This is a genomic window from Mycobacterium avium subsp. avium, assembly GCF_009741445.1.
GTDB lineage: Bacteria > Actinomycetota > Actinomycetes > Mycobacteriales > Mycobacteriaceae > Mycobacterium > Mycobacterium avium.
This window is the reverse complement of record NZ_CP046507.1, coordinates 587,370-606,466: the sequence shown is the minus strand read 5'-3', so window position 1 is coordinate 606,466 and position 19,097 is coordinate 587,370. Positions and strand designations below refer to the sequence as shown.

General features: G+C 69.5%; 19 protein-coding genes, 1 tRNA gene and 2 pseudogenes. 11 read left to right on the top strand and 11 right to left on the bottom strand.

The annotated features are described in order from the left end of the window. The first annotated feature begins 12 nt into the window (after nt 1-12). The 5 genes and pseudogenes from MAA44156_RS03030 to MAA44156_RS03010 form a co-directional block, all read left to right on the top strand. Nucleotides 13-222: a ferredoxin Fdx gene (locus MAA44156_RS03030; protein WP_003875758.1), complete on the top strand. Its 210-nt coding sequence runs from the start codon at nt 13-15 to the stop codon at nt 220-222. A gap of 3 nt (nt 223-225) precedes the next feature. After that, on the top strand, nt 226-774 hold the full coding sequence (locus tag MAA44156_RS03025) for a nuclear transport factor 2-like protein (protein ID WP_003875757.1): 549 nt from the start codon (nt 226-228) through the stop codon (nt 772-774). 222 nt (nt 775-996) lie between these two features. Beyond that, nucleotides 997-2,124, top strand: a complete 1,128-nt coding sequence (locus MAA44156_RS03020; RefSeq protein WP_003875756.1) for an NDMA-dependent alcohol dehydrogenase — start codon at nt 997-999, stop codon at nt 2,122-2,124. Nucleotides 2,125-2,193: 69 nt separating this feature from the next. After that, the gene (locus tag MAA44156_RS03015) at nt 2,194-2,616 is read left to right on the top strand and encodes a ketosteroid isomerase family protein (protein ID WP_003875755.1); all 423 of its coding nucleotides are present in this window, start codon (nt 2,194-2,196) and stop codon (nt 2,614-2,616) included. Nucleotides 2,617-2,650: 34 nt separating this feature from the next. Then, a pseudogene (locus MAA44156_RS03010) lies at nt 2,651-2,947 on the top strand (HIT family protein); the annotation flags it as partial. A 79-nt stretch (nt 2,948-3,026) separates the two neighbouring features. On the opposite strand, the pseudogene MAA44156_RS03005 reads toward MAA44156_RS03010, so the two are convergent. Both MAA44156_RS03005 and phoP read right to left on the bottom strand, forming a co-directional pair. Then, a pseudogene (locus tag MAA44156_RS03005) lies at nt 3,027-4,473 on the bottom strand (sensor histidine kinase). Between the two features lie 46 nt (nt 4,474-4,519). Beyond that, a complete protein-coding gene (phoP, locus tag MAA44156_RS03000; RefSeq protein ID WP_003875752.1) occupies nt 4,520-5,239 on the bottom strand; it encodes a two-component system response regulator PhoP in 720 nt (239 codons plus the stop codon). A 158-nt stretch (nt 5,240-5,397) separates the two neighbouring features. Between phoP and MAA44156_RS02995 the strand changes: the two genes are divergently transcribed. Further along, nucleotides 5,398-6,114 (top strand): hypothetical protein, encoded by a 717-nt coding sequence (locus MAA44156_RS02995; RefSeq protein WP_003875751.1) that lies wholly within the window; start codon nt 5,398-5,400, stop codon nt 6,112-6,114. 29 nt (nt 6,115-6,143) lie between these two features. Continuing rightward, nucleotides 6,144-6,215 (top strand) — tRNA-Thr (locus MAA44156_RS02990). Nucleotides 6,216-6,297: 82 nt separating this feature from the next. On the opposite strand, the gene MAA44156_RS02985 is transcribed toward MAA44156_RS02990, so the two are convergent. After that, nucleotides 6,298-8,157 carry a tetratricopeptide repeat protein gene (locus MAA44156_RS02985; RefSeq protein WP_029248370.1) on the bottom strand — a complete coding sequence of 620 codons (1,860 nt, stop codon included), beginning with the start codon at nt 8,155-8,157 and terminating at the stop codon, nt 6,298-6,300. Between the two features lie 146 nt (nt 8,158-8,303). After that, nucleotides 8,304-9,053 carry a DUF732 domain-containing protein gene (locus MAA44156_RS02980; RefSeq protein WP_009974871.1) on the bottom strand — a complete coding sequence of 250 codons (750 nt, stop codon included), beginning with the start codon at nt 9,051-9,053 and terminating at the stop codon, nt 8,304-8,306. Between the two features lie 140 nt (nt 9,054-9,193). Between MAA44156_RS02980 and MAA44156_RS02975 the strand changes: the two genes are divergently transcribed. Continuing rightward, on the top strand, nt 9,194-10,135 hold the full coding sequence (locus MAA44156_RS02975) for a lytic transglycosylase domain-containing protein (protein ID WP_009974870.1): 942 nt from the start codon (nt 9,194-9,196) through the stop codon (nt 10,133-10,135). A gap of 6 nt (nt 10,136-10,141) precedes the next feature. Here the strand turns inward: MAA44156_RS02975 and MAA44156_RS02970 are convergent, their stop codons facing one another. From MAA44156_RS02970 to MAA44156_RS02955, 4 genes are all read right to left on the bottom strand, one after another. Continuing rightward, a complete protein-coding gene (locus MAA44156_RS02970) occupies nt 10,142-11,110 on the bottom strand; it encodes an MAP_0585 family protein (RefSeq protein ID WP_029248369.1) in 969 nt (322 codons plus the stop codon). A 40-nt stretch (nt 11,111-11,150) separates the two neighbouring features. Continuing rightward, complete coding sequence (locus MAA44156_RS02965; RefSeq protein WP_023866584.1) at nt 11,151-11,621, bottom strand: lipoprotein LpqH; 471 nt, start codon at nt 11,619-11,621, stop codon at nt 11,151-11,153. A gap of 131 nt (nt 11,622-11,752) precedes the next feature. After that, nucleotides 11,753-12,421 carry a S1 family peptidase gene (locus MAA44156_RS02960; RefSeq protein ID WP_009974865.1) on the bottom strand — a complete coding sequence of 223 codons (669 nt, stop codon included), beginning with the start codon at nt 12,419-12,421 and terminating at the stop codon, nt 11,753-11,755. Nucleotides 12,422-12,503: 82 nt separating this feature from the next. Continuing rightward, the gene (locus MAA44156_RS02955; RefSeq protein WP_023869798.1) at nt 12,504-13,373 is read right to left on the bottom strand and encodes an alpha/beta fold hydrolase; all 870 of its coding nucleotides are present in this window, start codon (nt 13,371-13,373) and stop codon (nt 12,504-12,506) included. A 61-nt stretch (nt 13,374-13,434) separates the two neighbouring features. Here MAA44156_RS02955 and MAA44156_RS02950 point away from each other — a divergent pair, with 61 nt between their 5' ends. Next, complete coding sequence (locus MAA44156_RS02950) at nt 13,435-14,931, top strand: amidase (protein ID WP_009974861.1); 1,497 nt, start codon at nt 13,435-13,437, stop codon at nt 14,929-14,931. Between the two features lie 24 nt (nt 14,932-14,955). On the opposite strand, the gene MAA44156_RS23240 is transcribed toward MAA44156_RS02950, so the two are convergent. Beyond that, a complete protein-coding gene (locus tag MAA44156_RS23240; RefSeq protein WP_003875741.1) occupies nt 14,956-15,132 on the bottom strand; it encodes a hypothetical protein in 177 nt (58 codons plus the stop codon). A 150-nt stretch (nt 15,133-15,282) separates the two neighbouring features. On the opposite strand from MAA44156_RS23240, the gene MAA44156_RS02945 reads away from it, so the two are divergent. Both MAA44156_RS02945 and MAA44156_RS02940 read left to right on the top strand, forming a co-directional pair. Beyond that, nucleotides 15,283-15,552 carry a hypothetical protein gene (locus MAA44156_RS02945; protein WP_003877168.1) on the top strand — a complete coding sequence of 90 codons (270 nt, stop codon included), beginning with the start codon at nt 15,283-15,285 and terminating at the stop codon, nt 15,550-15,552. Between the two features lie 311 nt (nt 15,553-15,863). Next, nucleotides 15,864-17,426 carry an LCP family protein gene (locus tag MAA44156_RS02940; RefSeq protein ID WP_009974858.1) on the top strand — a complete coding sequence of 521 codons (1,563 nt, stop codon included), beginning with the start codon at nt 15,864-15,866 and terminating at the stop codon, nt 17,424-17,426. 4 nt (nt 17,427-17,430) lie between these two features. On the opposite strand, the gene MAA44156_RS02935 is transcribed toward MAA44156_RS02940, so the two are convergent. Together MAA44156_RS02935 and MAA44156_RS02930 are read right to left on the bottom strand one after the other, a co-directional pair. After that, nucleotides 17,431-18,222 carry an SDR family NAD(P)-dependent oxidoreductase gene (locus tag MAA44156_RS02935; protein WP_009974856.1) on the bottom strand — a complete coding sequence of 264 codons (792 nt, stop codon included), beginning with the start codon at nt 18,220-18,222 and terminating at the stop codon, nt 17,431-17,433. Between the two features lie 14 nt (nt 18,223-18,236). After that, complete coding sequence (locus MAA44156_RS02930; protein WP_009974854.1) at nt 18,237-19,082, bottom strand: SDR family oxidoreductase; 846 nt, start codon at nt 19,080-19,082, stop codon at nt 18,237-18,239. Nucleotides 19,083-19,097: the final 15 nt, after the last annotated feature.

The window sequence follows — 19,097 nt, the reverse complement described above, 5'->3', positions numbered from 1 at the left end:
GGAGTACGTCCGATGAGCGGATTCAGAATCGAAGCGGATCTGGATTTGTGTCAGGGCCACGCCATGTGCGAACTCGAGGCCCCGGACTACTTCCGGGTTCCCAAGCGGGGCAAGGTCGAGATCGTCGACCCCGAGCCGCCCGAAGACGCCCGCGATGAGGTCGAGCGCGCGGTCGAAATGTGCCCAACCCAAGCACTGTTCATCAAAGAGAAAGAAGACTGACCCATGACAGCAACGGCGTCACGCGAAGAACTCGAGGCCTGGGTCGACCGCTGGTTGCAGGCCAACAAGGACTGTGAGAAGGCCGGAGACTGGCGGCCGCTGGCGGACTTCTACGCCAAGGACGCCACCTACGGCTGGAACATCGGCCCCAAGGAAGACGTGATGTGCGTCGGGGTCGACGAAATCCGGGATATCGCACTGGGTTTGGAGATGGAAGGCCTGGAGAACTGGGTCTACGAATACCAGAAGGTGCTCATCGACGAGAAGCAGGGCGAGATCGTCGGCTTCTGGAAGCAGATCGTCAACAAGGCCGACGGCACCCAGGACGAGATCTACGGCATCGGCGGCAGCTGGTTTCGGCTCAACAGCGACAACCTCATCGAATGGCAGCGCGACTTCTTCGACTTCGGTCACGTCGCGAAGATGTTCGGCAAGCTCATCGAATCCGGCGATCTGTCCGCGGGCATGCAGAAGCGGATCGAGCGCAGCGTCGCCGGCGAGAAGCTGCCGGGCTACTACCCGCTCGGCCAGGCGCCCGTTCCGATCTGGTGAACACCGATCGCCCCGCAGAAGATCGCCGCGGTGTCGATGGCGGCGACCCGCGGCGCCCGGCTCCGCCGCGCTTGCGATCGCCGCGGGTACCAACCAAGCATTTGATTCGTTGCACGCGCTATGCTGACGCGACAAGGGTGCCTGTGGCACCCGTCACCTAGCTGGCCGGCATGAAGGGGCCGGTCGGTCTCAATTCAAAGGCGAAATGGGGTCAGGACCATCGTGAAGACAAAAGGCGCACTGATCTGGGAGTTCAACCAGCCCTGGTCCATCGAGGAAATCGAGATCGGCGACCCGCAAGCGCATGAGGTCAAGATCCAGATGGAAGCGGCGGGCATGTGCCACTCCGACCATCACCTCGTCACCGGCGGCATCCCGATGGCCGGCTTCCCGGTGCTCGGCGGGCACGAGGGCGCGGGCATCGTCACCGAGGTCGGCCCCGGCGTCGAGGACATCGCCCCGGGCGACCACGTGGTGCTGTCGTTCATCCCGTCCTGCGGCTCGTGTCCGACCTGCCAGGCGGGCATGCGCAACCTGTGTGACCTGGGTGCGGGTCTGCTGGGCGGCGAAGCGGTGTCCGACGGGACCTTCCGCATCCAGGCCCGCGGCCAGAACGTCTACCCCATGACGCTGCTGGGCACGTTTTCTCCGTACATGGTGGTGCACCGCAGCTCGGTGGTGAAGATCGACCCGTCGATCCCGTTCGAGGTGGCCGCGCTGGTCGGCTGCGGCGTCACCACCGGTTACGGGTCGGCGGTCCGCACCGCCGACATCCGGCCGGGCCAGGACGTCGCCATTGTCGGCGTCGGCGGCGTGGGCATGGCGGCGCTGCAGGGCGCGGTCAACGCCGGCGCCCGCTACATCTTCGCGATCGACCCGGTGGAGTGGAAGCGCGACCAGGCACTGAAGTTCGGCGCCACCCACGTCTACCCCGACATCATGGCCGCCATGGCCGGCATGGCCGAGGTGACCTACGGCCTGATGGCCCACAAGGTCGTGGTCACCGTGGGCGAGCTGCAGGGCGCCGACGTCGACAACTACCTGAACATCACCCAGAAGGGCGGCACCTGCGTGCTGACCGCCATCGGCAGCCTGCTGGACACCAACGTGACGCTGAACCTGGCGATGCTGACCCTGATGCAGAAGAACTTGCAGGGCACCATCTTTGGTGGCGGCAACCCGCAGTACGACATCCCGCAGCTGCTGTCGATGTACAAGGCCGGCAAGCTCAACCTGGACGACATGATCACCCGCCAGTACCGGCTCGAGCAGATCAACGACGGCTACCAGGACATGTTGGACGGCAAGAACATTCGCGGCGTCATCCGCTACACCGACGCCGACCGGTAACCCGTTTTCGGCCACCCCTTGGCGCCGGGACGAATCGGCGCCATGGGGTGCGCAACATCAGGAGTACAGATGACCGAAACCGCAGCGGCATCCCCGGCGCTGGCCGCGTCGCAGGCCTCGTGGCGGTGCGTGCAGGCGCACGACCGGGCGGGCTGGTTGGCGTTGATGTCCGACGACGTCGTCATCGAGGACCCGATCGGCAAGTCCGTCACCAACCCGGACGGCACCGGGGTCCGCGGCAAGGAGGCCGTCGGCGCGTTCTTCGACGCCAACATCGCGGCCAACCAGCTCTCCATCACCTGCGAGGAGACCTTCCCGTCGTCGTCGCCCGACGAGATCGCCCACATCCTGGTGCTCAACAGCAGGTTCGACGGCGGCGTCACCAGCTCGGTACGCGGGGTGTTCACCTACAAGGTCGACGAGGCGGGGCTGATCACCAACATGCGCGGGTACTGGAACCTGGACATGATGCAGTTCGGCCAGGAGTCGTGAGCCGCGCCGAATCCGGCGCACCTATGCTGGGCCCATGGCGTCGATCTTCACCAAGATCATCAACCGCGAACTCCCCGGCCGCTTCGTCTACGAGGACGACGACGTCGTCGCATTCCTGACGATCGAGCCGATGACGCAGGGCCACACGCTGGTGGTGCCGCGCGAGGAGATCGACAACTGGCAGGACGTGGACAGCGCGGCCTTCAACCGGGTCATGGGTGTCAGCCAGCTGATCGGCAAGGCCGTGTGCAAGGCGTTCCGGACCGAACGGTCCGGCCTGATCATCGCCGGGCTGGAGGTGCCGCACCTGCACGTGCACGTCTTCCCCACCCGCAGCCTCAGCGACTTCGGCTTCGCCAACGTGGACCGCAACCCTTCCCCGGAGTCCCTGGACGAGGCCCAGGCCAAGATCAGGGCGGCCCTGGCTCAGCTGGCCTGAACCGCGGGCACGTCGCTGATCCGCGGCAACGTCACCCGGAAGCAGCAACCCTGGCCGGGCGCGGTCGTCACGCCGACGGTGCCGCCGTGCGCGCGCACCAGCGACTCGACGATGGACAGCCCCAGCCCGGTACCGCCGCTGGCCCGCGCCCTTGACGAGTCGGTGCGGTAGAACCGCTCGAACACCCGCGACGCGTCCTGCTCGTTCATTCCGGGACCCCGGTCGGCGACCTCGAGGACCGCGTCGTCGCCGTCGGTGCCCACCCGCACCGTGACGTCGGCGCTTTCCGGGGTGTGCTGCAGGGCGTTGGCGATCAGGTTGCCCAGCACCTGCCGGATGCGGGGCTCGTCGCCGAACACCTCCGGGGTGCCGGGGCCGTCGAGGACCTCCAGGGTGATGGTGCGCTTGGGGTCCATCGCCTGCGCGTCGTGCACGGCGTCGCTGGCCAGCGCCAGCAGGTCCACCCGGTGGTGTTCCAGCGGCCGCTGCACGTCCAGCCGGGCCAGCAGCAGCAGGTCGTCGACCAGCAGGCCCATCCGCGAGGCCTCACTTTCGATGCGCGACAACAACATCGCGACGTCGCGGGCCGCGCCCTGGCGATACAGTTCGGCGAATCCCCGGATGGTGGTCAGCGGGGTGCGCAGCTCGTGGCTGGCGTCGGTGATGAAGCGCCGCATCCGGTCCTCGGAGCCGCGGGCCTTTTCGGCCGAGGACTCCGAGGACGCCAGCGCCTGCTGGATCTGCGCGAGCATGCCGTTGAGCGCGAGCGAAAGCCGGCCCACCTCGGTGCGCGGATCACGTTCCGGCACACGGCGATCCAGCTGGCCGGCAGCGATCGCCGCCGCGGTCTGTTCGACTTCGACCAGCGGCCGCAGGCTGCGCTGCACCACCGCGAAGCTGGCGATGCCCACCACGGCCAGCACCGCGACCCCGATGCCGATCTGCAGCCAGACCAGCGAGCTGACGGTGTGCTGGACGTCGGACAGGTCGATGGCCACCGTGGTCAGCCCGTGCGGGCCGCGCACCGACACGGCGCGCCACTGGATGTCCGAACCGTTCACCGAGGGCAACGTCGTCGGGTTGGGTCCGACGTCGTTGTTGGCGGGCAGCGCCGGTTCGGCGTTGCGGTCGTTGATGGCGGTGAACGGCGTCCCGTCGGTGCTGACGCCGCGCACGTAGAACTTCGACGGCGGGCGGCCCGGGTCCGGGCCCTCGTAGGCCGAGGACGACTGGCGCCGCGGTGCCTGCGCCCAGCCGCGGGAGGCGTCGAGCAGGGTGGAGTCGATGCGGCTGACCAGGCTGTGCCGCAGGATCGACGTGACCGCGATGCCGGAGACGGCCAGACCGCAGGCGACCAGGGCCAGGGTGGCGGCGACCAGCCCCACCCGCAGGGGTAGTCCGCGTCGAGGCCTTGTCACCACCATCTGACCGATTCCTCGCTACCGCCGGTGGCCGAGCGCGCGCTCAGCGCGGTTCCCGCAGCACATAGCCGACGCCGCGCAGCGTGTGCAGCAGCCGCTTCTCGCCGGTGTCGATCTTGCGGCGCAGGTACGACACGTAGGACTCGACGACATTGACGTCACCTCCGAAGTCGTAGCGCCACACGTGGTCGAGGATCTTCGGCTTGCTCAACACCGTGCCCGCGTTGATGACAAAGTAGCGCAGCAGCGTGAATTCGGTCGGCGACAGCGAGACCGGTTGACCGGCCTTCCACACTTCGTGGGTTTCCTCATCGAGTTCGATGTCGGCGAAAGTCAGTCGGGCGCTGCGTGGTTCGGCCCCGCCCTTGCCGGCGCGCCGCAGGATGACCCGCAGCCGGGCGACCACCTCTTCCAAGCTGAACGGTTTGGTCACGTAGTCGTCGCCGCCCAGGGTCAGCCCGGCGATCTTGTCCTGCAAGGAATCTCGCGCCGTGAGGAACAACGCGGGCGCGTCGATGCCGTCGGCGCGCAGCCGGCGCAGCACCCCGAACCCGTCCATGCCGGGCATCATCACGTCCAGGATCACCGCGTCGGGACGGGCCTCGCGCGCCCGGTCCAGGGCTTGGGCGCCGTTGGTGGCGGTGTGGACCTCGAACCCCTGGAATTTCAGGCTCACCGAGAGCAGTTCGACGATGTTGGCCTCGTCGTCGACGACGAGAACGCGGGCCTCCGGTTTGGCGTCAGTGGGGGTGGCCGATGTCATGAGGTGCTGGTGTCCCTTGCTTGAACGTTTGCTATGGAAAGATTGTGTGATTCCTGCGAGCTCAGTGCCAACAGACTGATAGTAGTCTGCCAGGAATCATCGCATTGCCTTGGGACGGATCGGGGTTTTCCGGGCCTCATCGTGCATAGACTCGGGGAATGAACCTCGCCAAGAACATCGTGTCGGCCGCGACCGCTCCGGCCCGGGCGGGGCTGGCCGCGGCGGACGCGGGTCTGAGCGTGGCCAGCGCGGCCGTCGGCGTGGCGAAGCGGGCGCTGGGCGACAGCGGCACCGCCGGCACCAACGCGATGACGTCGATGCTGGGCATCGACGACGCGATCGTGCGGGCCAACCGGCTGGCCCGGCTGCTCGACGACGACGCGCCGCTGGGCCGGGCGGTGGCGCCGGACGGGCCGCTCGACCGTTTGCTGCGCCCGGGCGGGGTGGTCGACATGCTGACCAGCGAGGGCGGACTGCTGGACCGGTTGACCGCCGAGGGCGGCGCCCTGCAACGCACCCTGCAGCCCGGCGGGCTGGCCGACCAGCTGGTCGCCGAGGACGGGCTGATCGAGCGGCTGCTGGCCGAGGACGGGCTGGCCGACCGGCTGCTGGCCGAGGGCGGGCTGATCGACAAGCTGACCGCCAAGCACGGGCCGCTGGACCAGCTCGCCGACGTCGCCGACACCCTGGCGCGGTTGACGCCCGGGATGGAGGCGCTCGAGCCCGCGATCGCCACGTTGCAGGACGCCGTCGTCGCGCTGACCATGGTGGTCAACCCGCTGAGCAACATCGCCGACCGGATCCCGTTGCCGGGCCGGCGGCGCCCGTCGTCGCGCGCGGTGCGATCGGCACGCGTGATCGACACCGACGAGTGAGCGATTAGGCTGGGGTCCGGTTTTACCCCGCCTCCTTAGCTCAGTGGTAGAGCACTCGCCTTGTAAGCGAGCGGTCGTCAGTTCAATCCTGACAGGGGGCTCGCATCATCGGTCGCCTTCGGGCGGCCTTCGATTGGCCTTGCCCCGCAACGGCTTCGGGTCCGCACACCCTTCACGCGCAGCCTAGAGGCGATCGAGGTTTCGGTAGCCGGTGCCGCCGAACCAGTGCCGGGCCAGCTCGGCGTCGGCCGCCTTGACGACCTCCGGTGGGGAGCCGTCCCGCGTCGCGATCTCCAGCAGCCCGTAGTACGCCCAGCCGTTGCCGGGGTAGGTCCCGATCGGGGTCTGCTCGGGGTCGTTGCCCTTGCCCTTGTTGAGGCTCTTCAGCAGCAGCTCCTTGGCCGCCGCCAGGTGCAGGGCCCGCTCCATCGGGTTGCCGGCGGCGATCGCCCGGCGGATCAGGATCGACGCCAGCGTCTGGCGCACGGGGTAGGGCCACAGGGGCGGCTCGTCGTAGGGCAGCTTGTCCTGGATGTCGACGGCTTCGTTGGCGACATCGGCCGCGGCGCCCCAATCGGCCTTGGCCGCCAACGCCCGCGCATGCCCCAGGTCACGCAGGATCGCGGCCAGGCACAGCTCGGGTTTCGGGAGCTCCAGCCTCGGATCGCAGTCCGCGTTCGGTTTGCCGCTGGCGGTTGCGTGTTGGCGGTATCTGGCGACGTCGCCGTCCAGCGTGTCCAGCCAGTGTGGGGAATTGTTTTTATCCCAAATATCGGCCATCAGCCGCGCGAAGTCGTAGGCGATGGTGGCCAGCGGTTGCTGATTGAACGGGCTCGGCGGGTCGAAGCCACGGATGTCGGCCGTGCTGGAGAAATTGATCTTGGCCAAATAGTAGGCGGACCGGTAGACGTCGGCGCGGAAACCGCTGGCGTTGTCGGGCAGCCACTGCAGCAACTTATCCGCGTAACGGTTGACGTCGTGTTCGTCGTCGTCTCCGCTCAACGCGGCGGCGGCGATCACGAAATGGATGTTGTGCAAATAATATCCGTACCGGTAGCGGTCGCCGTCCGGGCGGTACAGATGCGGTTCGGTCGCGAAATACCTTTCGTCGGCGTCGATCGCCTCTTTGTTGGCCCTGATCGCCTTCGGCATGTCGCCCATCCGGTAGTAGATGTGCGACGGCATGTGGACCAGATGACCGGAGTTCGGCGCCAGCGCCGCCAGCCGGTCCGCGTACTTGCCCGCCGCGCCCGGTGTGCGGGACTGCTCCATCAGGTGGATGTACCAGTGGATGGGGCCCTCGTTCGGCGGGTATTGGCTTAATTCCAAAGCCTTTTCGAGATACTCCCGCGCCTGCGTGGTCCGCGGGGACACGGGGTTCCCGTCCTTCCAGTACGCCCACGGCGTCATGTTCATCGCCGCGTCGGCGAACAGGGTGATGACGTTGGGGTCGTCGCGGCCGAACTCGTCCACCACCGCCTTCATCCCGTCGTAGTAGGCCTGGTTGCGGCCCGCCTGGCATTTCCTGGGGTCGTCGGTTTTCGGGCAGTCCCGATAGCGTCCGGTTAGGGCGGCGATGATTTTGTCGTCTTCCCCGTTCGGCTTTTGCCGGGCGGCGCGGCGCAGCGCGTTGTTCGCGGCGTCGCGGTCGGGCTCCAATTCCCTCGGCATGTTCAGGTCGACGCCCAGGACGAGGGCCTGCGCCCAATAGCACGCCGAGCAGGCAATGTCGTTGTCCTCGGCGTCACGCGCCGCTTTCTTGAATGCGCGATAGGCCTCGCGGTTGTTGAACCCGAAGTAGAAGCGCAAGCCCTGATCGAAATACTCCTGCGCCCAGGGCACGTGCCAATGCGCGCTTCCGAGGTAGGGATACAACGGGGGGTCGGGATCGTTCTCGGTCAGCCGCACCAGCGGACAGGCCTCGGTCGCCATCGCCATGGCATCCATGCCCTGCGACTCGTCTGCCGCGCCGGAGGCGACCATGCAGGGATCCGCCGGTTCGGACGGCGCACAGCATGCGGCGACGGTGACAGCGACGGCCATCGCGCCCGCCGACAAACGCCAGCGGACTGCATCGAACATGATTTCCCCCGTCGCGCGCCGGCAGAATCATCGGGACGAAGGGGACTTTATGCCGCAAACCGGTAGCGCTGCGGCGATATGACCGAACCGCTGCGCGCCGGCTACGGTTACCGGTGGCCCGGGATGTTGTCCAGGTCCCGCTGAATTCCCTGCAGATCGCCCTCGATGCCCTGCAGCTTTCCCTCGATGGCCTGCAGATCCGAGAGGGTGTTCTGATAGGCCGGGCCGGTCAGGTCGGCCGCGGTGGCTTGCGACTGCGGGCAGTAGGCGACGATGGCGCCGGCGGTGACTTCGGCGCTTTGCTCGGCGTTCCAGATCGACGAGCGCTGCACGAACCCGATGGCGTCGGCGAAATTGTGTTGCTGGGCCAGAAAGTCGCACACCGCGTGCCCCTGCTTCATCACGTAGTCCTGGCTGGGCACCGGCACGCCCTCGTGCTTCAGCGCGGCGACGAACGCCATGTCGGCCATCTCGATTCTCGGCGCGGGCGGTTTGGGCGCCGCCGCTTTGGGCGGCGCGGCCGACGGCGCGGGTTCGGTCGCCGGTGCCGTCGAATCGCGTTGGTGGACAAAGAAAATCATCACCGCGGCGGCTGCGACGGCGATCAGCGACAGCGGCAACGCCGCGAGTAGGCCGGCGCGGTGCAGCGCGCCGCCGTGCCGGCGGGGCGTGGCGGCCGCCGCGGTTTCCGGCGATGCCGCCTGGTCGGGGACGGCCTGGCCGGCGCTGTGGGCCAGTAGCTCGTCGAGCAGTTCGTCGACCTCGCGCGATGACAGTTGGCCGCCTTGCCGGTGAATCGATCGGCGCGCGAGGGCGATGCGCCGCAATTCCGCGTCGATGGTCTCGCGGTCGCGCATATCAACCAGTTTGAGAGTGTCGCGGCGTTGTCACAAGCCCCGGGCGCCGACCAATCCCGATCGATCGCCGCCGCGGCATTGATGTGGCGCGCCCGGATGCGAAAGACTCGCTGTGAACCCGTCGGCCCTAAGGATTCACCGTGAGCAATCGGCGCACCGCACCGCTCGTCGCCGCCGCGGTCCTGGTCGCGCTCGCCGGCTGTTCGCCGTCGCATCCGTCGGCCGCGCCGCGCCCAACGGCGACGCGGACCGCCGCGCCCTCGGCGCCGGCGTCGCGAATGGTGCCCGCCGACGCGGACACGCCCGGTGGCGCGCAGCCGCGGCTGGCCTCCGACCCGGCCCAGCTCGGCGACGACCTCGTCGCCGACGAGCGCGCCCTGCGCGACCCGGGTACGTCCGAGCCGGCCCTGACGGCGGCCGCGCACCGCGAACAGGCGGCCTACCGCGCCATCGCCCGCCATCCGGAGTGGGAGGCGGCCGCGCGGGGGCGGATCCCGGCCGAGCTCATCGACGTCTACGACCGCAACGTCGACGCCCGCCGGCAGCTCACCGCGTTGACTCCGGCGCGAAACACCTTGCCGGCGTGGCGAATCGAGCCGCCGGCCCCCGCCGACGAGCTGCTCGGCTACTACCACCAGGCCGAGGCGGAGTCCGGTGTCGGCTGGAACTACCTGGCGGCGATCAACTTCATCGAGACGCGGTTCGGCAGCATCGTCGGCGCGAGCACCGCGGGCGCGCAGGGGCCGATGCAGTTCCTGCCGTCCACCTTCGCCGGCTACGGGCAGGGCGGCGACATCCACTCGCCGCGCGACAGCATCCTGGCCGCGGGCCGCTACCTGGCGGCCAACGGTTTCGCCGCCGATCGGGACCACGCCATCTACGCCTACAACCACGCGAGCGAATACGTGCGCGCGGTCGACCAGTATGCGGCGCTGATGGCCGCCGACCCCGCAACCTTCGCCGCCTACTACCGGTGGGACGTCTACTGCTTCACGACGGCGGGCGACGTGTTGCTGCCCATCGGTTACGACGCGTCGTCACCGATCCCGGCCGCCGACTACGTGGCGGCGCACCCGCAGTGACGCGGATCAGTACAGCGGCACCCACACACCGAAGAACCAGTAGCCCCAACCGCCGTACTGCCAGTTGAAGACCGGGATCACGGTGAAGGTGTTGTAGCTGAAGGGCCCGAAGTCGGCCCGCGCCACCGCCACGTCACGCGGCGGTCCGTCCCACGGCCGGTTCCAGCCACCGGGAGGCGGCGGACCGTCCCAGCCGCCGGGAGGCGGCGGCCCATACCAGTTCGGCGGCGGGTGGTGCGGCGGCGGGCCGTCGTTCCAGCCGTAGCCGTGCTCGCGCGGCGGCGGGGGCGCGCCGCGACCCACAATGCTGAATTGGACGTCGGCACCGGCCGGGCCGCCGATCTGGGCGCTGGCGGTGACGACGTCGTGACGCGGCACGTACGGCGGGTGCGGCGGCTGGGTGTTGGGCGGGTTCAGCGCCGCGTAGCGCTGCCGCTCCGGTGGCGGCGGCGGGTTCTGGGTGTTCGCCGGCGCATTGGTCGGTCCGCCCGGCGTCGGCGGGTTCTGGTCGTGGTCGTAGGGCGGCTGGTTCTGCCCGTTCTGCGGCGGGTTCTGGCCGTGCTGGTTCGGCGGGTACTGGCCGCCGGGCTCGTTCTGCCCGCCCTGTGGCGGGTTGTTCGGGCCGTTCTGCGGCGCGTTGTTGGGGCCGCCCTGCGACGGGTTGTTCGGGCCGCTCTGCGGCGCGTTGTTGGGACCGTTCTGCGGCGCGTTGTTCGGGCCGTTCTGCGGCGGGTTGTTCTGCCCGCCCTGCGGCGGGGTGTTGCCGCCATGCTGGCCGCCGGCGCCGCCCCCGGGACCGGCCGGCTGGCCGCCGGGCCCACCGCCCGGCCCGCCGGGGTTGCCACCGCCACCGTGGCAGTTCGGGCACGGCGGCGGGGGGTCAAGCGGAGCCGAGTAGGCCGATCCGGCGTTCAGCGACGCCGCGGAGATGCCTAGGCCGGCCGCCACCGCGGCGGCGCCGACCACACGTTTCATTGACATAGCTGCGTCCCCCTTGGGTGTCCGACGGCCTGCACTACGGGCAGGTGGCGTCCAACTCGAATGACTTGGTTACCTGCTGTGGTTGCTGCGGGTTGCTCATGTCGACGCCGGTCGCGGTGCCCTTGATCGCCCACGTCTTTCCGTTCACCGCGGCCCCGGCGTTGCCGCCCTGATTCGGGGCGGCGTCGGAGAAGCCGAGCGCGACGCCGTTGACGGTGCCCAAGCCGACCGAATGCACCAGGGGCGGATTGCCGTTGCTGACCACGGCGCCCAGGCCGGCGGTCGGGTCGCCGATGCCGATGGTGGTCTTGTCACCGTTGGTGGTGCAGGTGACCTGCCCGCTGACGTTCTGGGTTTGACCGTCGACGATGAGCTGCGGGGCCGCCGCTGCCGGCGCGCCCGACGAACCGGACGCCCCGGTGTTCGACTTGTTGCTCGAACAACCGGCGCTCGCCCCGATCACCAGGGCCACTCCGGCCACCCCCACTACGATCCCACGCTTCACTACTGTTCCCTTCGTGTCGCTGGTTCCGCCCGCCTCTTGCCGTTGGCCGCGCCGACAGCCCGTCCACGGTCCCGGGGCCGACGCGTTCGAGGCCGGTGCGGCGGATACCCCATGCCCCAGATGCGCAAACGTCACGGCAGAATCCGCAGGCCCCACCGGTCCAGCAGCGGATTGACCAGCATGAAGTAGGTGGTGTAGTCGTCCCCGTCGGGCGAGGACATCAACAGGCCCACCGCGCTCACGCTGCCGTCGGGATTCATCACGAACCCCGGGCTGCCGCTGTCGCCGTCCAGGCTGAACACGCTGGCCTCGACGACGTCGCCGTCGACGCCCTTGATGGCACCGCACGTCTCCCCGGTGACCGCCCCGATCTTGCAGAACGGCATGCCGACCTGAATCTGCGGGCGGCTCAACACATCCCGCACCTGATACCTGCCACCGACGTCACCGACGGGCATGCCGACGCTCGGCTCGAGCCGGATGATCGCGGCGTCCCGCTTGTCGCCCTCGTGTTCACTGGCCGAGATCCTGCCCAGCGGAGCGTCGTTCCCGTACGTCCACTCCGCGCCGTCGTGCGCGTCGCAGTGCCCACTGGTCATCAGGTAGTAGCTGCCGTCGGAACCCTGGGCGGCGAATCCGGCTGTGCACCCGCCGTTTTCGTGATCGACGCCGATGCCCGGCGACGGCGGCGGGGCCGGCAGGGCCGGAGGCGGTGCCGCGCCCGCGGTTTTCGCCACCGCCGTGGCGGCCACCAACACCGCCCCGACGAGCCCCGACCCCCGCAGCCACGACACGGTCACGCCGCCCTCCTCCGCTTGCGCCCGGCAGATAGTAGCAGCGCCGCCCGGCCGAAAGAGGCCGGCGCCCAGCCCTTCCCATGGTTCATTCGACGTCGAGGCGGCGGGCCAGGAAATCCAGCACGGCGTCGGCGAAAACGTCGTTGCGGTCGCCGGCGACCATGTGCCCCGCCCCGCGCACGTCGGTGAATTCGACCTGGGGGAAGCGCGCCAGGAACTCGTCGGCGCGCTCCTGGCTGACCAGGTCGCTCATCTGGCCGCGGATCAGCAGGATGGGCACGCCGTCGCGCAGGATCGCCTCGACGGCCGCGTGCATCCGATCCGGGTCGGTGACCTCGAACGGCGGGAAAGCCGCTGTGCCGCTGATGAATTGCGGATCCCAGTGCCAATACCAGCGATCGCCGCGGCGACGCAGGTTGGTGGTCAGGCCCTCCAGATCGGTTGGCCGCGGCCGGTGTGGGTTGTATTCGGCGATCGCGTCGGCGACCTCGTCGAGCGAGGCGAATCCCGAGTCCACCCGGTCGGCCATGAAGGCGTGAATCCGGTTGGCCCCGGACTGATCCATGTTCGGCACGATGTCCACCAGCACGACCGCGCTCGCGATGCCCGGGGACAGTTCGCCGGCGAGCAGCATCGAGGTGAAACCGCCGAGAGAGGCGCCGACCAGCACCGGCTTCGGGGGCAGCGTGCCCAGCACCGCCTGCACGTCGGCGGCGAAGCTGACGACCCGGTAGTCGCCGTCGCCGGACCAGTCCGATTCGCCGTGCCCGCGCAGGTCGACGGTGACCGCCTGCCACCCGCGGGCGGCGACGGCGGCGGCCGCCTTGCCCCACGACCGCCGCGTCTGCCCGCCGCCGTGCAGGAACACCACGGCGCGCGCGCGAGGATCCCCGAGACGGTCGGCGACGATCTGAACGCCGCCGGGGCCGCGGATCGTGAAGGGTTCGGCTGCCATGGGCACCAGGTGATACTAAGGCGGCCCCCGGCCGGGCCCGCGGTGGCTTAACGTCAACGGCATGCGTCTGGACGAGTACATGGCGTTGGATGCGACCGCCCTGGCCGGGCTGGTGGCGGACAAGCAGGTCACGCCGGCCGAACTGCTCGCGCTGGCACGGCAGCGCGCGGACGCGGTGAATCCGCGCCTGAACGCCATCGTGTGCCGGCTCGACGACGTCGCCGACCGGCAAGCCGCCGACCCGAACCTGAGCGGGCCGTTCGCCGGGGTGCCGTTCCTGCTCAAGGACCTCGGCCAGGAGTATCGCGGCTTTCCCACCTCGTGCGGGTCACGGTCGCTGGCCAACGACGTCGCCGACCGGCACGCGCTGGTCACCCAGCGGTTCCTGGACGCGGGGCTGGTGATCTTCGGCAAGACCAATACGCCCGAGTTCGGGGCCAAGGGGGTGACCGAGCCCGATTACTGGGGACCCGCCCGCAATCCGTGGGACACCGAACGCACCCCCGGCGGCTCGTCGGGCGGATCCGGCGCGGCGGTGGCGGCCGGCATTGTCCCGGCCGCGGGCGCCAACGACGGTGGCGGGTCGATCCGCATCCCGGCCGCCTGCAACGGCCTCGTCGGCCTCAAGCCCAGCCGGGGGTTGGCGCCCTACGGCCCGCAGACCGGCGAGCTGATGCTGGGCATGGCCACCCAGGGTGTGGTGACCCGCACGGTGCGCGACAGCGCCGCGCTGCTGGACTCGATCATCGGGCACCACCCCGACGCGTCCTACCGAGTTGCGCTGCCGGACAAGCCCTTTGCCGAACAGATCACGCGTCCTCCGCGACCTCTGACAATCGGGTACTCGGCCCGTTCGGCGCTCAACCCGCGCCCGGACCGCGAGGCCGTCGCCGCCGTCGAGAACAGTGCGGCCCTGCTGAGCGAGTTAGGCCACCGGGTGCGCGAGGTTGCCCCGCCCTACGACGACGCCGCGCTGGGGCGTGACTTCCTGACCATCTGGTTCGCCCAGCTGCACCAGCAGGTCGCCGACATCAGGAGGCGAACCGGGGCCCGCGACAACGACTTCGAGGCCGACACCTTGGCAATCAGTGAGCTCGGCCGGTCCGGCGGGGTGCTGCCGGTGATGTCCGCCCTGGAGAACAGGAACACCTACATCCAGTCGCTGGCGGCGTTCCACGAGGGCTACGACTTCTTCCTCACGCCCACCCTGGCCACCCCTCCCCTGGTGGTCGGTGCCACCTCGACGTCGGCGGCGCTGCAGCGCGCGGCCCGCCTGGTCAGCAGGGTGCGCGGCGGTAAACTGATGCGGCTCAGCGGGATTCTCGATGACCTCATCCGGGAGAGCCTGGGCTGGGTGCCCTACACGCAGCTGGCCATCCTGACCGGGCGGCCCGCGATCAGCGTGCCGCTGCACTGGACCGACGACGGCCTTCCGCTCGGTGTGCAGTTCGTCGGGAAGCTCGGCGCCGACGGGGATCTGCTGCAACTGGCCGCGCAACTCGAGCAGGCCCGGCCGTGGGCGCAGCGCCACCCGGCGCCGGTCACCCCACCGAATTAGCCTGTGGCCCAAGCGCTTACGCGCTCAGCGGGCGGGACCGGCGTCCTCCGGTCCGCGGGGTCCGCGCCACAGCCGCGCGAAGCGGCGGGCGATGGCACCGAGCCGGCCGCCGCCATGTTGGGAAGCCTTGATGCGACCCAGGGTTTCCCGGCTTTCCTTTGCATAGTCCTTGACGGATTCGTCGCCTTCCTCGGCGCGCATGCCTGCCCTCCAATCCTGTCCGCGTCCGCCTCGCGCTCGGGCGGCTCGGAATTTCGCGGCCGCGCCGCCGGGAGCGGCCGCAAGCGTGTCTCGGCCCTTCGCTCGGCTCAGGGCCGCGTACCCGCGGGGTCTGCCGCTTACACTCCAGCCGTGAATCTGGCGCGAACGGGGTCACCGGTGCACCGAATCCCGCTGACCATCGGCATCGCCGTGGTCGTGCTGCTCGCCGCCCTCGCGGCGCCCATCAAGCAGCGCTGCGGCGCGCCGGGGCTGTCCTGCGCCTCGACGCTGGACACCGAGGGCAACGCCCACTACTACTACGAGGTCGAACCCGTCGGCGTCTACCTCGCCGAGATCGTCACCGGCAGCAACATCGCGCTCTTCTACCAATCGGGCGAAGACCTGGTCAAGGCCCGCTAGCGCGGCCAGGTGCGGTGTCCGCGCGGTAACGAATGCGAGTCGATCCGGACAGCGCCGTGTTCGGCCCGAGACCTCCCGGAGATCGGCGCGGCCCCACCCGGCCCCAGACCGGGGGTAAACCCGCAGGTGGGGCGGCGATCGCCGGCGCAAACCGGCGCCACCCACGCGCCCGGTTGCCCCTGGTGACGGGTGCTCTCGATTGGGGGCTTCACAGCGAGCTAACGCATACTTGTCACCATGCTTGGAGCAACATCGCCGCAAACCGCCGTCACGGCGCCCGGCGATGTGCTGGGTGTGGGCAGAGGGTTGTGATGGCCCGCTCGGGCGGTGCCCATCGCCGCCATCGAGCCGTCCGTCAGCCCTCCCGTTTCCGTAAGGGGCTGACGCGCACCCTGGGTGCGCTGGTCTCCGTGGCGGCGATCGGGCTGACCGGCGCCGGATACTACGTCGCGCACGGCGCGCTGGGCGGCATCACGGTGTCCAACGCGCTGCAACCCGACGATCCCCGCTCCAGCGGCGACAACATGAACATCCTGCTGATCGGGCTGGACTCGCGGAAGGACCAGGACGGCAACGACCTACCGTATTCGATCCTGAAGCACCTGCACGCGGGCGATTCCGACGACGGCGGCTACAACACCAACACGCTGATCCTGGTGCACGTCAGCGCCGACAACAAGGTCGTCGCGTTCTCCATCCCCCGCGACGACTGGGTGCCGTTCAGCGGGGTGCCCGGATACAACCACATCAAGATCAAGGAGGCGTACGGGCTGACCAAGCAGTACGTCGCCCAGAAGCTGGCCAACCAGGGCACCAGCAGCCAGAAGGAACTCGAGACCAAAGGCCGCGAAGCCGGTCGGGCGGCGACCCTGCGCGCGGTGCGCAACCTGACCGGGGTGCCCATCGACTACTTCGCCGAGGTCAACCTGGCCGGCTTCTACGACCTGGCGCAGACCCTGGGCGGCGTCGAGGTGTGCCTGAACCATCCCGTCTACGACTCGTATTCCGGCGCCGACTTCCCGGCCGGGCGCCAGCGGCTGGACGCGTCCGAGGCGCTCTCGTTCGTCCGGCAGCGGCACGGCCTGGACAACGGCGATCTGGACCGCACCCACCGCCAGCAGGCGTTCATCTCCTCGGTCATGCAGGAGCTGCAGGCGGCGGGCACCTTCACCAACATCGACAAGCTCAAGAATCTGATGGCGGTGGCGCGCAAGGACGTGGTGCTGTCGGCGGGCTGGACCGACGACATGATCCAGCGGCTGGGCGGGCTGGCCGGCGGCAACATCGAATTCCGCACGCTGCCCGTGGTGCGCTACGACAACATCGACGGTCAGGACGTCAACATCGTCGACCCCGCGGCGATCAAGGCGGAGGTAGCGGCCGCGATCGGCGCCGACGCGCCGACGTCCGCGCCCACCAGCACGTCCGTCGCACCCGATCCGTCCACGGTGGTCGACGTGGTCAACTCCGGCAGCATGAGCGGGCTGGCCAGCGAGGTGTCGCACGCGCTGAAGAAGCGGGGCTACACCACGGGCCAGGTCCGCGACCGCGAGTCCGGCGACCCGGCCGCCACCACCATCGAGTACGGCGCCGGCGCCCAGAACGACGCGCGCAACCTGGCCAACCTGCTCAGCCTGGACGCGCCCAACCAGCCCAGCCCCAGCATCGCGCCCGGCCACATCCGGCTGACGGTGGACACCAACTTCACGATGCCCACCACCGACGACACCCAGCTGGACGACACGACCAGCACCAGCAGCACCACCACGTCGAGCAAGGCCAAGACCTACTACTACAACGGCACCACCACCACGTATCCGACGCCGGATCAGGGGAAACCGATCGACGGCGGCAGCGTGCCGTGCGTGAACTGAACTCTCAGGCGTGGGTTCCGCCGTCGATGCGGATCTCGGTGCCGGTGATGAACGCGCCGTCGTCGGACACCAGCATGGCGATCACCCCGGCGACGGCGGTGGGCTCGGCCATCCCCGTGCCGCTGGATTCCACCGTGGTCGGCAGCACCGGCAGCAACCGCGAAAACAGCGACCAGTCGGCGTCTTCGGGGATGTAGCCGCCGGTGGCGTCGGTGATGCCGGACTTGATGCTGCCCGGCGCCACGCACACCGCGCGCAGGCCCCGGCGCGCGTATTCCAGCGCCAGCGAGTGGGTGAAGGCCTGGATGCCGCCCTTGCTCGCGGCGTAGGCAGCCATATAGGGGTGGGCGAACGAGGCCGACGTGGAGCTGAAGTTCACCACCGCGCTGCGCGCGTTGTCCAGCAGCGCCGGCAGCGCCTCCCGGACCACCAGGAAGGTCCCGGTCAGGTTGACGCCGATGATCTGGTTCCACAGCTGCAGGCTGGTCTGGTGGGTGTGCGCGGCGCGCAGCATGCCGGCGGCGTTGACCAGCGAATCCAGGCCGCCCAGCTGCTCGACGGCGACGCGCACGCCGTCGACCACCGCGTCCTCGCGGCCCACGTCCATGGTCACGGTGACCAGCCGCTCGGCGGTGCCGGCCTGCGCCGCCCGGTCGCGGGTCCGCTCCAGCCCGTCGACGGCGACGTCGGAGGCGGCCACCGCGGCGCCCTCGTCCAGCAACCGCAGCGCGGTCGCCTGGCCGATGCCCGACGCGGCGCCGGTCACCAGAATCCGTTTGCCCTCAAGCCTTTTCATGCGATTCTCCCGGCTCAGACCACGCCGCGCAGCGCGTCCTGGCCGAACATCTGCACCATCATCGACGAGTAGTCGGGGCCGCGACGCAACATGTGGCCGCCGTCGACGTTGATGCACTGGCCGGTGATCCAGCCGGCGGCGTCGCTGAGCAGAAACATCGCCAGGTTGGCGACGTCCTCGACCTCGCCCACGCGGGCCAGCGGCGTGCACTGGGCGTAGTCCGCGCTGATCTCCGGCGACTGAATCACGCTGGCGTCAACGAGATCCGTGCGGATCAGGCCCGGGCGGATGCTGTTGACCCGCACCCACGACTCCCCGAGTTCGTCGGCGGCCAGCATCATCATGTGGTCGATGGCCGACTTGGTGACGCCGTAGGGCCCGAACCAGCGGTGGGTGTTGCTGGCGGCGATCGAGGAGATCCCGATGAACGAGCCGCCGCCCCCGCGCACCAGTTCGCGCCCGACGTGCTTGAGCACGTACATGGTGCCGTTGACGTTGAGGTCGACGGTGTTTCGCCATGCCTCCGAGTCGGTGTGGGTGATCGGCCCGACCGTCAACGAGCCTCCGGCGCAGTGCACGGCCCCGTGCAGCCGGCCGTGCCATGCCGTCGCGGCGTCGACCGCGCGGACCACCTCGTCCTCGTTGGTGACGTCCGTGGGCTCGTAGCGGATCGCCCCGCCGTTCCCGGCGCGGTCGGCCAGCGGTGCGATCTCCTCGACGGCGCCGGCCAGCCGGTCCGGGTTGCGGCCGACGATCATCACGGACGCCCCGGCCGAGACCAGGCCCGCGGCCACGCCCTTGCCGATCCCGCTGCCGCCGCCGGTGATGAGATAGGTCCGGTCTTGGAAGGAAAGCTGCACGCGAGGCCCTTTCGA